9 protein-coding genes are annotated in these 14,221 nt (G+C 50.2%); all 9 read right to left on the minus strand.

Annotated elements, in window-relative coordinates; translation table 11 throughout:
- Nucleotides 1–32: 32 nt before the first annotated feature.
- Nucleotides 33–3,365 (minus strand): exodeoxyribonuclease V subunit beta, encoded by a 3,333-nt coding sequence (locus tag HMPREF1246_RS08125; RefSeq protein WP_021737221.1) that lies wholly within the window; start codon nucleotides 3,363–3,365, stop codon nucleotides 33–35.
- Nucleotides 3,358–6,384, minus strand: coding sequence for a PD-(D/E)XK nuclease family protein (locus HMPREF1246_RS08130; protein WP_021737213.1), 3,027 nt, complete (start codon nucleotides 6,382–6,384; stop codon nucleotides 3,358–3,360). Before HMPREF1246_RS08130 ends, HMPREF1246_RS08125 begins: the two co-directional genes overlap by 8 nt.
- A 167-nt stretch (nucleotides 6,385–6,551) precedes the next feature.
- Nucleotides 6,552–7,487 carry a UDP-N-acetylmuramate dehydrogenase gene (gene murB, locus HMPREF1246_RS08135; RefSeq protein ID WP_021737234.1) on the minus strand — a complete coding sequence of 312 codons (936 nt, stop codon included), beginning with the start codon at nucleotides 7,485–7,487 and terminating at the stop codon, nucleotides 6,552–6,554.
- On the minus strand, nucleotides 7,484–7,819 hold the full coding sequence (locus tag HMPREF1246_RS08140) for a YlbF family regulator (protein ID WP_009015444.1): 336 nt from the start codon (nucleotides 7,817–7,819) through the stop codon (nucleotides 7,484–7,486). Before HMPREF1246_RS08140 ends, murB begins: the two co-directional genes overlap by 4 nt.
- Before the next feature lie 152 nt (nucleotides 7,820–7,971).
- Nucleotides 7,972–9,276 (minus strand): M15 family metallopeptidase, encoded by a 1,305-nt coding sequence (locus HMPREF1246_RS08145; protein WP_021737238.1) that lies wholly within the window; start codon nucleotides 9,274–9,276, stop codon nucleotides 7,972–7,974.
- A 5-nt stretch (nucleotides 9,277–9,281) separates the two neighbouring features.
- Complete coding sequence (locus tag HMPREF1246_RS08150) at nucleotides 9,282–10,892, minus strand: HAMP domain-containing sensor histidine kinase (protein WP_021737216.1); 1,611 nt, start codon at nucleotides 10,890–10,892, stop codon at nucleotides 9,282–9,284.
- Between the two features lie 23 nt (nucleotides 10,893–10,915).
- Nucleotides 10,916–11,614 carry a response regulator transcription factor gene (locus HMPREF1246_RS08155; RefSeq protein ID WP_016459500.1) on the minus strand — a complete coding sequence of 233 codons (699 nt, stop codon included), beginning with the start codon at nucleotides 11,612–11,614 and terminating at the stop codon, nucleotides 10,916–10,918.
- Nucleotides 11,615–12,390: 776 nt separating this feature from the next.
- The gene (locus HMPREF1246_RS08160; protein WP_009015448.1) at nucleotides 12,391–12,939 is read right to left on the minus strand and encodes an NADH peroxidase; all 549 of its coding nucleotides are present in this window, start codon (nucleotides 12,937–12,939) and stop codon (nucleotides 12,391–12,393) included.
- A 163-nt stretch (nucleotides 12,940–13,102) separates the two neighbouring features.
- Nucleotides 13,103–14,026, minus strand: coding sequence for an N-acetyl-gamma-glutamyl-phosphate reductase (gene argC, locus HMPREF1246_RS08165; protein ID WP_021737237.1), 924 nt, complete (start codon nucleotides 14,024–14,026; stop codon nucleotides 13,103–13,105).
- Between the last annotated feature and the right edge of the window lie 195 nt (nucleotides 14,027–14,221).

The following is a 14,221-nucleotide window of genomic DNA, read 5'->3' on the forward strand; positions in this document are numbered from 1 at the left end:
TTGATGATGGTGGCGCAACGATGGATGACCGCTTACTTTTTGCAAAAATAGCCATAACCGCAATAAGTGCAGGCGTCCGTTTTCACGGCAAAGTCTTCTTCTTCGCCAAGGGTTTGGAGTTTTGTAAGGAGCGCTTTAAGTTCTGCCGCTTCCCTGTCCCGGTCAGTAAGTTCCCAGGTCGAGAGATTGCGCAGAAAATGGAGCGAGGCCTGACTCACTTTCATGTGATAAAGGGCTTCGGCGGCAAGGCTATAGATGGCAAGCTGCCGCGAATAAGCTTTTCGTTCCATGCCATCAAGGGGCGGATGACCGCTCTTATAGTCGATGATTTCAAGCGTTCCATCTGGCAGATGGACGACTTTATCGATGCTGCCTTCAAAGTAGACCGACGCATTCCCTACAGTCATGAGAGGCAGTTCAAAATCGACTTCTGCATCTTGGGGAAAGTCCCCATAAGCAGCATAAAGGGGCGACGCAAGGTAGGCATCGATGAGGGGGCCCCCTTCTTTTCGGAGAACGTTCTTTTCCCCATCGCTGTATGATTCTTCAAGAAGTGCCAGTTCCTTTGCTTTTTCAGCCGGTGCCGTGCGGCAAAGTTCCAAGACTTTATGGATGTAGGTCCCCAGCGTTGCCGGCGGAATGCGGACACTCCCCGTCCCTACCACATCGGGATCAAGGCTCGGCATATGGCTCCGATACTGATAGAAGTAGCGGCGCGGGCAAAGGTCATAAGTCCCAAGGGCCGTGGCGCTAAGGATCACTTTCTGTGGAAATTCCACAGCTTTCAATTTTTCGAAGGCGCCGGCTTCAAGTTCAAGGGGCGGTGCTTCCTGGATACTAAAGGAAAGGGGTAAGGCAAGGATTTCCGACGCTTTCAGTTCCACCCATTCGACAAGGTCTTTTCCCTCACCATCATGGAAAATACGGCGCAGGCTTTCATACCAATTTTCCCGGCTCTTGACACGTCCTTTAGCCCGTTTTTCCCGTCTGACAGATTCCTTTTCTTCACTCACAGCAGCCGACAGGAAAAGATATTTTTCAGCCCGCGTCATAGCAACATAAAGCTGGCGTTTCTTTTCTTCCCACTCGAGGGCGCGATTGTCCTCGCTCAATTCTTCATAAAGGGCGGTCTTTTGCGGTCCTTCATCACCAGGAATCATAATGCCAAGACCAGCGCCGGGAAGATACTGAAGGCCGAGCCTGTCAGGAGGCGATTTATACTGTTGATCCGGTAAAAAAACAGCGGGAAATTCCAACCCTTTGGACTTGTGGATGGTCATGATCTGCACGCTTTTGGCGTCCGGTTCCAAGGCAGCGCCGCTTTCCCGAGCCTGCATCCTGCGCATCAGGTTCAATCTGTCCAAAAAGTCTTCGCTGCCGCCCCCTTCCTGCATGGCAAAGGAAGCAGCCATGGAACGCAGTTTCCACACGTTTGCCATCTTTTCTCGTCCATGAGGCATAGCAAGAAGGAGACTTTCCACATGGAGCGTCTCCATGATGGCATCAAAAAGTTCTGGCAAAGAACCCAAGCGGCTCACGTGCATGAGGACCGTGAGTTTCTTCCAAAGACTGACATGGCTCGGTTCAATAGATTGGGACAGGCTCTCCCACAGGTTCTTTTGGGGATACATGCGCAAAAGGCCAAGGATTTCTTGATCCGTGAGACCGCCGTACGGAGACCGAAGGACGCCGGCCATGGCCCAATCCACATCAGGCGAAAGAACGGCGGTCATGATGGTGATGATGTCAATGACTTCCTGCTGTTCATAAAAGCCCTTCCCATCCGTCATGGTATAGGGAATATGGGCCTCTGCAAGAGCTGCGGCATAAGGCTCAGCAAGCCGGATGGCCGGTACGAGAATGGCAATGTCCCCATACCCCAGTTCCTCATGACTTTTTACGATAGCATCAATCTTTTGTGCCACCCACTGAGCTTCGGCCCGCTGTGCGTCGGCAAATGTGCCGTCTTCTTGGTCAATGATGGCAAGAATGGGTTTTTGCGTCGCTTTCTGATGGGGCACAAGGTCCTGGGCCATGACCGCCTTTTGGGGGTCCGTCCCCAAGAGGTCACGGAAGAGACAGTTGCAGGACTCGATGATTTCTGGGGCAGAGCGGAAATTATCGGCCATGACAATGTCCGTTCCGCCAGAATGTATGATGTCATCACGGACAACACGGAAGACCGTGACATCGGCACCGCGGAATCGGTAGATGGACTGCTTGGCATCACCGACGATAAAAAGGTTCTTCCCCCGCAGCTCACTAGCTGTCGCCCCAGAAAGCAGGTAAACCAGTTCTTTTTGCTGCTCATTCGTATCCTGGAACTCGTCGACCATGATGTAGTCAAAACGATGCTGGTAGGCCCGGCAGATTTCGGGATAATTCCGCAAAAGAGAGACCGCCCGTCCTGCAAGGAAAGAGAAACTAAAAATTTCCTGACGCAGGGATTCTTCTTCGAGACGGTCCGCAAGGCGGTGCAGCAGGCCATTCCACGCTTTGGCATAAGGAATGGCCACTTCATTGCGTGCGTAACCTTGAAGTTTGATTAAGGCCTCTTTCCACTCCTTGATGAGAGGGGCCGCTTTTCCTGCTGCGCGGATAAGGTTCATAAAGGGAAGAACAGTTTCAAGATCATCTGCAACAAGGGCTTCATGGTAGATTGCCCGTGCATTTTCAAGCTCCAAGAGGGCGTCTTTCGTCTTTGAAGGTTTTAGGTCTGCCCCAGAGGCGAGCATGGCAAGGAAGGTTTCTTCCGCCCGGATCTTTGCTTCTTCCCACTCCTCTTGACGTACCACATAAGGGGAAGAAAGATCCCCCAAAGCCATGAGGTCCGGCAGGATTTCAAGAAGACCATAAAGCATGCTGCCAAGCCTCCCCGGGTGATAAAGGCCCAATAAAAGCTCCAGATCCTCATCTTCTTTTTTGAGCAGATCCCGCAGGAAGGCATCGATAACGGAAGCTTGGAATTCCTTTACTTCATATTCTTCCTTCACCGTAAACTGAGGATCCATCCCTGCTTCAACAGGATGATCGCGCAGAATCTGGGAGCAGAAGCCATCGATGGTCGTAATGGGCGCGCCATCAAGGTGGCGCAACTGTTCTTCGAAATGGGCCCGCAGTTCACCGCTCGTCTTCCCCACTTCTTCCAAGAGGGACTTACGGATGCGTTCCCGCATTTCCCGAGCCGCTTTGCGGGTAAAGGTAATGGCAAGGATCCTGTTGGCGCTTTTGTCCGGATCTTTCAAGATGGTCAGGAAACGCTCGACAAGGACCCGCGTTTTCCCAGATCCCGCACCGGCTGAGACGGAGACATTCCGGTCCAATGTGGTAATGGCAAGGGTTTGTTCTTTAGTGAAATCAGCCATTTGCATCCTCCTCAGCGCTCATCATTTCGTGGGTTTGGTTGTCCTTGATGCGGCAAATGTCACGGGCGGGGCAGTAATCCGGGCATTTTCCGTTGTACGGCTCTGCGGCAAAGTCCCCACTTCTCATGCGCCGAACAGCCGCAGCGATAACGTTTTCGGAAATCTTGAGAACGTCCTCCATATCCTTTCCTCGTACGCTCTTTGGTGCCTCTTTAGCCGCTTTGCCAACGCTCGACCACATGCCGCCCACGCGGCGTCCCGTTCGGATATCTCCATAAATAGCGCCAAAAATCTGTTGGTCAATAAGACCCAGATTGCGTTCGAGGACCTTGATGTAAAGGGGCAGCTGGACGGCTTTTCCTTCATCCATACGAGCCGTGGTCGGCCGTCCGCCCGTTTTGTAGTCCATGATGAGGTAGCCTGATTCACTTCGGTCAATGCGGTCAATCTGGCCGGAAAGATAGACTTTCTTTCCATCCACCGTAAGGTCATAAGGAGGCCAAGCCGCGCCTTTTCGGCCGAAGGCCTTTTCTACGGCACAAACCGTGACTCCAGTAGGGCTCTTTTCCTCATAGTCCACTTCCATGCGGAGCCAGCGCTTCAGCCATTCTTCATAGCTTTTTCGAATGTGGTCCGAGTAGCGGGACCGGGGAATATCCCCGTTCCGTTCCATTTCGGTATAAGCAGCTTGGTACGCCTCACTAAGTTCCTGCCACAGCATTTCCAGTTCCTTTGTAAAGAGCGCTTCCCCCAAGTGACGCCCCATGAAGCGGGAAAGGGTCAGATGGATCAGGTTTCCCACAACGTCCGGTGTAGGAAATGCCGTCTTTGCTTCTTTTACGTCAAGCTTCCACACATGAGTAAATAAGTACATAAAGGGACACGTGAGAAAACCGTCAAGCTGGGATGCGGAAAGATGGAGCGTTTCTTCCTGCGGTCCCAAATAGCCATTATAAAGGCTCTTTGGAGCAAACCGATTCTTTTCGTCCTGGGCCCGCAGCAAAATTTTCGCGTCCACATGGTCTGCCAGATAGGTGGCTTCCTTTTCGCCCAGATTTTCCGCTTCCATGAGATAGCGTACCATTTGGGGCTCGCTGTAACAGTCATGGACATCTGAATGATACGTCACAAATGGCAGGGCGTGAGGCGTGAAAAAGTGCCGCAGCCGTTCAATATAATAGCTTGCGCCGCCCTCATCGTCAGCAAACCAGGAAAGATGAACTTCCTTTTCGGCAAGGCTGACAGCCGAAGCAAAGAAAAAGCGATCCCGGGCAAGGCGCCGTGCGGACGTACCCAAGGGGATATCAAGAGCAGCAAGTTCTGTCCGTTCTTCATCGCTGTAGAGCCAGCTTTCCCGGGAAATAGCCGGAAAGAGCCCATCCCTCACGCCCAGGATATAGACATAAGGATAAGGAACGCCTTGAATATCGGAGGCTTCCATGACACGGATACCTTCTTCATGACTCGGCGTCAGCGTAATAGTCGTGCCAATGAGGGCCTCCTTCCAATAAGAAAAGATGTCCCCCAATCCGACGGAGAGGTCCTTGCTGCCGACAGCTTCAAAAAGGGCTTCGAGACGGTCAAAAAAGGCCCTGACGAAGTCTTCGGACTGAGCCATGATCTTCACTTCCGAAAGGGTCACTTTTCCCTCCTGATGGAGCCTGCCAAAGGTCCGCACAAGGTCCCATTCCGTGAGCCTTTCGTCAAGATAATCCCGCCACTGCGTACAGGTCTTTGGCGTCTGGAGCGCTTCAAAAAGAGGCTTCAGGTCCGAAACACCGGAAAGATGGGAAATGCGTTCCAAAAGGAACCCTGGCGTCTCGATATAGCTTTCCTCGACAAGGTGACCTACGGCTATCCGGTCCACATGGAAAAGTTCCTGCATGAGCGTTGTCTTCATAAGGGCTAGAAGGGGCATCGTATCATCCTTCGTTAGCGCTGCTTCCCAGAGTTTTGTAAGGAACAGGGGCAAAGGCTGACCGGCAAGGTCCGTCACATCTGCAAGGGTCGACAAGAGACCGTATTCTTCCATGTACCGGCCAAGACCCTGATAGTCATTGAGATTCCGTACAAGAAGGAGAATTTCATGGGGCGCCACGCCGCTTTTGAGCTTTTTCTTGACGTCTGTAAGGACCATCTTGATTTCGCTGTCAACGCTGGACGCTTCACCAAGATAGATGTGCTGCGCAGCCACGGCATCGCCAGTTGCTTTGGGAAACGTTTCGGCAAAATAGGCAAGGTCCTCAGGACGGCTCACTTTTTTTGGTGCAATTATCTTTTCATACCCATCTCCCAAGAGATCTTCTTCGAGTTTTCGCGTTGCTTCCGATAAATCAGGTCGCGACTCATCATAAAAAAGGCCAAAAGAGATGGAAACCCGTTTTCCCAGGGCTTTTACAAGAGCCATCTGAAGACCTGTCAGTTCGTTGAACTCACTGAAATACAATTTTTCCCATGGGAGAATCGCCCCTGGATCTTGCAGCACGTCAAGGGCCGCGTCATAGAGACCATTCAGGTCGCAAAGATGGCGTTCATTCATGAGAGCTTCATAAGCAGAAAGGATGAGGGCAATTTCCTTATCCTTTTCCCCTCCCCGCTTTTCCTCACGGTTCCAGGAAAGGACGGCGTTCTTGAAATCTTCACCCGTCACATGACACGTTTCAAGTTCTGTCAATAGCTGGATGACACTGTCACAGAACCCCTTTTTATCGGCAAGGGTCCTAAAATAAGGCAATAGTTCCTTTCCAACAAGATACTCGATGGCTTCTGATGCAATGCGGGCCTGCGTATCCCGGGAAATCAGCATCCGTTCATTTTCCCGTCCGTTTAAGCGCAGGATTTCCCGCGGCAGGGCATCGATGGTACTCGTCTTGACGACGCCATGGCGACGGACCAGGTTTCTAAAATACAGGTTTGGCACAAGAAAAAGGGCTTTTCCATAAGGGTACTGAACCGCTTCTTTCAGGAAATCTGGTCGCATGGTCTCCCCAAGGCCCGTGATCCATAAGGTTTTTTCCATGGTTCCTCCTTTGCCAAGATTCTTTTCTTTGGCTTCTTCTCCTATTATGACGGAAGCAGAACAAAAGTTCAATATAGTCCGTATCATAGGGTGAAAATTAACCCAGCAATCACCTTATCCATAAAACAAAGGACCTTTCCTCGCTAAAGGAAAAGTCCTCTATGCTGTCAGCTCCCCCGCTTTTCATCCGTGTCTTCCCCAAAGATCCTGACTTCCGGTTCAAGAAGGACGCCATACTGGCTCCTGACCTTATATTGAATGGTTTTAATGAGGCGCAGCACGTCTCGCGCGGTTGCCTCCTCACGATTGATGACAAAGCCCGTATGCTTTTTGCTCACTTGAGCGCCGCCCATGACAAGGCCGGCAAGACCTGCCTGCCGGATAAGGGGACCTGTATAATAACCGGGCGGACGTTTGAAGGTGCTGCCCGCACTGGGGTACTCCAAGGGCTGCTTTTCCTTGCGGCGTTTCGTAAAGTCCGCCATTTCCGCTTCGATTTCACAGGATGCCTGAGCCCATAGCTCCATGACCGCTTCGACGATGACGCAGCCTGGATGATCCATGAAATAGGAATGACGGTAGCTGTAGGAAAGGTCCGTAGCCTTTGCGGTTTGAAAGTCCAGGTTTTCATCAAGGAAGGTCACTTCCTTGATGACATCGCTCATTTCCCCGCCATAGGCACCGGCATTCATGAGCACGGCACCGCCAAGGCTGCCGGGAATACCGATGGCAAACGTGAGGCCGCCCAGTCCATGGGCAGCCGCCAGTTGGGAAACCTGAGAAAGGGGCACGCCGCCGGCGGCGCGCAGTTCGTAACCAGTCACGAGCTGCGCGCCCCCTTCATCCAAATGAACAACAAGGCCTCGAATGCCGCCGTCACGGACGAGCATATTGGAGCCTTTCCCTAGGATAAGGTAAGGCACATCACAGTCCCGTGCCTTTTTCAAGAGGGCCTGGATCGCTTTGGCCTCCCGCACCGTCACAAATAGATCGGCCGGTCCGCCAATAGCAAAGGTCGTATGGTCCTTCATCGGTTCCCCGATGCTGAACGAATTTGGAAAATGCACCTTTACATACGCGCAAAGACCATCAAAGTCCATCATTCGACAGCTTCCTTGATGGTATCGCTGAAAGCCTTGGACAGGTCGCCCAGCATCATCTGGAAGCGGATGTAGTTTTGGATATATTCGCTGGCAACGGGATTTAGCTGCAGCACTTCATAAAGTTTCTGCATCTTTTGTACCTGAGCTTCGTCCGGTTTCTTTCCCTGATACTGGGCCAGTTCAATTTCTGACTTCTGCTTGAGGAAGTCCTTGACCATGGATTCCGCGTCCTTATCGGCCGCGAGTTTCGGTTTGACCTCCTGCATCTTTTTGTATTCGTGGGAATCGCGGATGGCTTCGCACACCTGATTCATTTGATCATATACGTTCATGGGATTTCTCCTCCTTTTTTTGGTTACGCCTCCTATTCTAACATAGAAAAGATTGGAATGCCAATTTTCTGTGATTGTACAGAAACTCCCATGAGGAGCTAAAAAAACGCAGGCCTTCTTTGTAAAGAGAAGACCTGCTGCAATATGTATGATTATCCTTTGTATTCGTAGTGCCACCATTCCATGTCGCTGCCGTTAAATCCACTTTGCGTCATGGCATAATCGAGAAGGCCGCGCAAATAGCGCTGGAGATCCGTACCACCTGGAAAAGCCCGATACTGAGCAGGTGACAGTTCATCAAAATCAGAGATCATCTTGATGGGGGTTCCCGTCTCAAGGTCATAGAGACTCACATCAAGGCTGCGCCCCGTATTATGGGAATAACCTTCACTTAAAGGGGGCAAAAGGCTGTCACGGGAAGGACCCAAGAGCAGCTTTGCCACAGCAAAATCTTCATAAGAACGGTAGCCTTCCCAGATAAGGAGCCCATACCCTTTAGAAGCCAGTATTTCTGCCGCCCGGCTCAAAGCTTGTGCGGCCTTACGGTTCAGTTCTGCCTTTTTGCTTGACACGATAGCTTCTCCAAATAGATTATTCGCCGTACTGTAGCGGAGGTCAAGTTTTGCCGTTGAAACAACATCGCTCACGCTTACAAGATCAAGCTTTTCTGCAGCTATTTTTGAAGGGACGGGAAAGGCCTTGGCTTTTTCCCTTGCCTGCGCCAAGGTCATGACCGGTTTGACGCGCCAAGGCCTGTCATTTTCGCCTCGCGTAAAAATTCGGCTGTAGGAATGATTGCCTATGCGCAGGCTGATTCCCAACCCTGATCCATTTCGGTCAAAACGGACGGGAGAGGACGTATCCGTATAGGGGCCCTTTTCCATCAGTGTATAGGCATCATAATGATTCTTTACCAAGGCAAAGCTGTTGCTTTTCGTAAAATCCCGATCATTTTTTTCAAGCTCATAAAGTAGTTCCAGTTCTCCTTGATGTTCCCGGACAAGGAGCACATCTCCGCCGCCGTGATAGTATCCAATCAAGGCCTCTTCATCAGGGGCCATCTCGTAGGGAGCTTCCTGAAAGGCTTCATCAGGCGGCTTGCCCGTATAGGTCATGGCAGGGTAGACATAACGGCCTGCAACAAGCTGGGATCCACCAGGGGACAGACGGACCGTACTGTCAGCTTTGACCGTAGGGCCTTCTTCCCGAAGGGTGTAGCTGTCCTTACGTTCAGGAGACAGATAAAACCAGTTCCAGCGCGTCCCATTTTCGCCGGGGAGCGCATAGCAGAGGGAAAAACCACTTTTTTGCGGCACCAAGGCAAGGGTTTCATGGGCATTTCCGAAATACCTAAGAGCAGACGGCTGGGTTGGGGTGACTGGTGCCGTGGCCTGAACAGTACCTGCTCCCCACAGCCCGATGAGGCAAAAACACAGCGTAAGGAGTTCTTTTTTCATATGGATCACTTTCCTTCCGGCTCCACTGGATCTTCATCAGGAAGAGGCACAACGGGCTCAACCACTTCTGCCACATGTTCCTTTCCCATTTTGCTTTTGACCTTGGCAGGGGGGAACGTGATCATAAAGGTCGTTCCCTTCCCCACTTCGCTCTGGACCTGGACCTTGGCTTTATGGATACGAATAATTTCCTTTGCAATGGCGAGGCCTAGGCCAGTTCCCGGGATATGGCGTGAGTGGGACTTATCCACCTTGTAAAAGCGTTCCCAGATATAGGGAAGGTCTTCCTGAGGGATCCCATACCCGTGGTCTGTCACCGTTAACACAGCGCCTCCGGTGCGGCTGGGAAGGACTTGGAAGACGATGGATGATGAATCAGGGGAATACTTCATTGCATTATCCCCCAAGATCATGACAAGCTGGAAGAGCCGGTCCCCGTTGCCCATGACCATGAGATTGTCATCAAGGTAGCGCTCGAGCCGGATATCCCGCTTTTGGGCCCGAACTTCCATCATGCTCACGACGTTTTCCGTAATCTCACCCAACGGCACAGGTTCCATTTCCTCATTTTCCTTGCGTTGGAGACGGCTGATTTCAAGAAGTTCATCGATCAGCCGTTCCAGGCGCTGGGTCTCATTATCAATGAGTTTCCTATATTTTTTTATATCATCCGGATCTGTGACCGTTCCATCGAGGATGGCCTGATTATATCCTTGGATGATAGTAATGGGCATCCGCAGTTCGTGGGAAACATTGGCTACAAAGTCGCGGCGCAGTTTTTCCATCTTATTGGTCTTAAGGACAAATTGTGCCAGGTCACGGCCCAAGGAATTCAGGGAGCGGCCCAAATCAGCCACTTCATCCTCCCCGTCTACGACAACCTTCAAGGAGTAATCGCCGGAAGCAATGGCCTTGGCGCTGTTTTTCATGTCTACAAGGGGACGCACAAGGCGCCGCGTGAGTCCTGACACAATGATGACACTGATGACGAGGGCGGCAATGCCGACAATGATCGAGTAGATATAGATATCGCGCAGGACACGGTTTAACCCATCAATGGGGGCAGCCAGCAAAATGGCCCCTGTAATTTCCTGATGTGAATCTTCCATGGGAAGCCCTACCAAGAGCACCTGTTCCTTATAGTAGGGATGAAAGAGCCGGGCATTGACACGGTTGCGTTCATAGACGCTCGAGAGAATAGATTTGACTTTATCATTGAGGGGACCGCCTTCCCGAAGCTGCTGGTCAATGGCTTCAACGGAGCTTCCCTTGCGGCGGGAGGAGGGGTCATTGGCGCCGGCACTCGGCATGTCGTGGGCTGTACGAAGATCTTTTTCCATATCCCGCATCGTTTCGGAGGCATTGATGAGGCGGTAATTGGAATCAAAGACCCAGATACGCGCGCCAATCAGTTGATCCACACTTGTAAGGTACTGGCTCAACATGGCGGACGACGCCCCTGACGCGTTGAAATAGCGGACAATGAGGGCTACTTCTCCCCCTTTTTGGTTCAGTTCCATCTCCTTTGTACGGAAGAAATAATCCGTAATCAAATAGGAAAGTCCTACGGAAATCCCTACGATGATAATGACAATAAGGCCCATGTAGCTATACATGAGCCTCGTACTTAATGACTTTTTCACTTCTTGACCTCAAACTTATAGCCAACGCCCCAAACGGTCACGATATCCCATTTCGCATCCTTGGGAATGTCCAATTTGTGGCGAACGCGCTTGATATGCGTATCGACCGTGCGGGTATCCCCGTAATACGTATACCCCCAAATTTTTTCAAGCAGCTGATTGCGTGAAAAAACAATGCCCGGGTTTGATGCAAGGCACCACAGAAGCTCCATTTCCTTTGCCGTAAAGGTCACTTCCCGGCCAAAGGCAACGACGCGATATTCACTTAAGTTGATCATGAGATCGGGATATTCAAGGACTTGCTTGTTCTGGGATTGCAGGAACTGGCTGCTGCGACGCAGGACAGCCTTAACGCGGGCGACAACTTCGCGGGTATTGAATGGCTTTGCGATGTAATCATCGGCCCCCATCTCCAGACCCAGGATACGGTCATCATCAAAATCCTTGGCGGTCAGCATGATGATTGGCACATCAGAAATCTTACGGACCTGTTTGCAGACTTCAAAACCATCGAGGACAGGCATCATGATATCCAGAAGGATGATGTCCGGTTTCCCCGCCTGGATCTGCACCAGGGCTTCCGCCCCATCGGCCGCTTCAATCACTTTGAAGCCTTCTTTTTTAAAATAAAGGCTCAAGATCTCTCGGATCTGTGCCTCATCATCAGCAATCAGTACGGTCTGTTGTCTTTCCATAGTTATAACAACCTTCCTTAACAGAATCCTCCCTCAAAGAAAGACCCATGCAAATTGGATATACCACTTGCTCCATTATACAGCGTAAAAATCGAAAGAACAAATAAAATCTTTATGACAAAAAAAGGAAATGACTGTGAAGTGCAGGATGTCTCCTTATTTGGCCAGCGAAAAAGACGCTCATAGATTCCTAAGAAAGACGCAACCTGATGATGGGTACGGATCTAAATGAGGCGCTGGATTTCCTGCGATATTTTGTTCTAGTCTGCCCGTCTTGCGCTTTTCGGAAACGCATGATTATGGAAGAACAAGTTTCCCTTATTTTACAATGAGGGCGCTCGATTTAACAAATTCCCCTGCCATCCCTAGCGAAAGGCTCTCTTGTTATCGTGTTTTTTCCATATCCTCACCCCCTGGAAATCGTCCAGTCAAAACGATTTATGGCCCGCAAGATTGAGGTAACGCCCAATGATGCAAGCGATGGAACCAGCCATATTCCAATGGATTCACTGAAGGCGATAACAACCTCATTGAGACGGTTAAAAAATAGGCGTAGGAACACGTGATTTCGGGAGATTGAGGAACAGGTTTTCTCTCAACTTGACAAAACAAAAAACCAGCAAATGTATTGTCAGCATCCAAACGGGAATTAATCCGTGAATCAATCCATTTTTGATAAAAACAAAACCGTACCTTGAAGCTTGAATCCATTTGCCAAAATTTTGCCACAAGAGACAAAAAGCCCGCACCCATGGAGGATGCGGGCAGATTTGTGATTATTTGCCGAAATAACGAGCCAGCAGGGCGTCGAAGGAACGGCCATGACGAGCTTCGTCTTTGCACATTTCATGAACAGTATCATGGATGGCATCGTAGCCAAGCTGTTTAGCCAAGGTAGCCAGTTCTTTCTTTCCTTTGCAGGCACCCTGTTCAGCAGCAGCTCTCATTTCGAGGTTCTTCTTGGTGCTGTCGGAAAGAACTTCGCCCAGCATTTCTGCAAACTTGGAAGCATGTTCAGCTTCTTCATGAGCAGCCTTTTCGTAATATAGACCAACTTCAGGATAGCCTTCACGGAAAGCAACGCGGCTCATTGCAAGGTACATACCAACTTCGGAGCATTCACCAGTGAAGTTTTGACGCAGGCCTTCGATGACTCTTTCATCTACGCCTTTGGCTACGCCAAGAACATGTTCATCGGCATATTCTTTTTTGCCTTCACCCATAACGGTGAACTTATCTTTCGGAGCACCGCACTGAGGGCACTTTTCAGGAGCTTCTTCCCCTTCATAAACATAACCACAGACGGAACAAATGAATTTTTTCATAGTAAAAACCTCCCCTTGAAATTGGCTTCTTCCATTTTTGGAAGAAGTATTTATTAATAATTATTTTTGCTTACATCCTTATTATAGCATCGAACTTATAAAATGCAAGCCCTTTTTACTTATTTTTTAAGAATTTTTATTTCTTCCGCCCTTCGTCCGCACCTTATAGGGACAGTCCTGTCGTTGGATCAAGACCAAGGGCAATATTCATGCTCTCCAAGGCCGCTCCGCTGGCACCTTTCCCGAGATTGTCAAACTGAGCCGATACAGTGATCCGGTCCATGTTCCCACAAATATAAAGACGCATGGAATCCTTTCCTGAAAGGGTATTTGATCCAAGCATGACTGGATTCTCCTCTTCTCCGGCTACGGAGAAAAAAGGAGAAGGGCCAAAAAATTCCCGATAGCCTTGACGGATATCCTCCAGCCGCTGATGGTCCCTATTTTCGATGCCCACGGTGACCAACATGCCCGAATAATACGGTGCCACAATGGGAAGGAAGATGGGAAGCGAAGCAAGGCCCGTATACTTCTTGATCTCCGGTAAATGTTTATGGGTTTGCCCCAAGGCATAGATACGGGGGGCATCGACCTCATGATCATGCGGCCCTTCGTATTCAGCAATCATCTTTTTCCCACCGCCGGAATAACCGGTCAAGGAGGTAATGGTCAGGGTCCTACTAGGTGAGACAAGGCCCATCTGGACCAGCGGCGCGATAACGGCAATGGACCCGCTGGCGTGACAGCCGGGAACGCTGATGCGGCTGCCATTTCGGATCTTTTCCAGAAAGGAAATCCCAAGTTCCGGAAATCCATAGGCCCACCGATCATCGCAGCGAAAAGCGGTCGATGTATCAATGATCTTTGTATCTACATCTTTGACGGTTTCTACCAGTTCGCGGCTTGCCGCGTCAGGAAGACAAAGAAAGGCGACATCCGCCTCAGCGACTTTTTGGGCCCGGGCAGGAAGGGATTTTCTCTCCTCTTCAGAAATTGTAAGGAGTTCAATATCTTTCCGTTCCATGAGCCGATCTTTCAGACGAAGTCCTGTGGTTCCTTGGGAACCATCAATAAATACCTTGATCATACGTTGTTTCTTCCCCTCATTGATAGTTTTTTTGGGGAAGACCGACGGTTTAGTCGCTCTTCCCTGTTATTCCATTATATCATCTTTAGTTTGATAAATCGCTTTCTTTTGGGAAGAAACTGTGAAGATTCAAGAAACCGCAGAAATAAAATGGATCTGTGAAGAAATGAAGTTCTCATTTTTCACAGATCCCTG

This window comes from Acidaminococcus sp. BV3L6 (genome assembly GCF_000468835.1).
In the GTDB taxonomy this organism is placed as follows: domain Bacteria; phylum Bacillota; class Negativicutes; order Acidaminococcales; family Acidaminococcaceae; genus Acidaminococcus; species Acidaminococcus intestini.

Bases quoted from the DNA above. Each gene is read 5' to 3' on its own strand.
- murB (WP_021737234.1), bottom strand. From the start codon at position 7,487: ATGATGGACTTTGATGGTCTTTGCGCGTATGTAAAGGTGCATTTTCCA.
- argC (WP_021737237.1), bottom strand. From the start codon at position 14,026: ATGATCAAGGTATTTATTGATGGTTCCCAAGGAACCACAGGACTTCGT.
- HMPREF1246_RS08155 (WP_016459500.1), bottom strand. From the start codon at position 11,614: ATGGAAAGACAACAGACCGTACTGATTGCTGATGATGAGGCACAGATC.
- HMPREF1246_RS08160 (WP_009015448.1), bottom strand. From the start codon at position 12,939: ATGAAAAAATTCATTTGTTCCGTCTGTGGTTATGTTTATGAAGGGGAA.
- HMPREF1246_RS08150 (WP_021737216.1), bottom strand. From the start codon at position 10,892: ATGTATAGCTACATGGGCCTTATTGTCATTATCATCGTAGGGATTTCC.
- HMPREF1246_RS08125 (WP_021737221.1), bottom strand. From the start codon at position 3,365: ATGGCTGATTTCACTAAAGAACAAACCCTTGCCATTACCACATTGGAC.
- HMPREF1246_RS08130 (WP_021737213.1), bottom strand. From the start codon at position 6,384: ATGGAAAAAACCTTATGGATCACGGGCCTTGGGGAGACCATGCGACCA.
- HMPREF1246_RS08145 (WP_021737238.1), bottom strand. From the start codon at position 9,276: ATGAAAAAAGAACTCCTTACGCTGTGTTTTTGCCTCATCGGGCTGTGG.
- HMPREF1246_RS08140 (WP_009015444.1), bottom strand. From the start codon at position 7,819: ATGAACGTATATGATCAAATGAATCAGGTGTGCGAAGCCATCCGCGAT.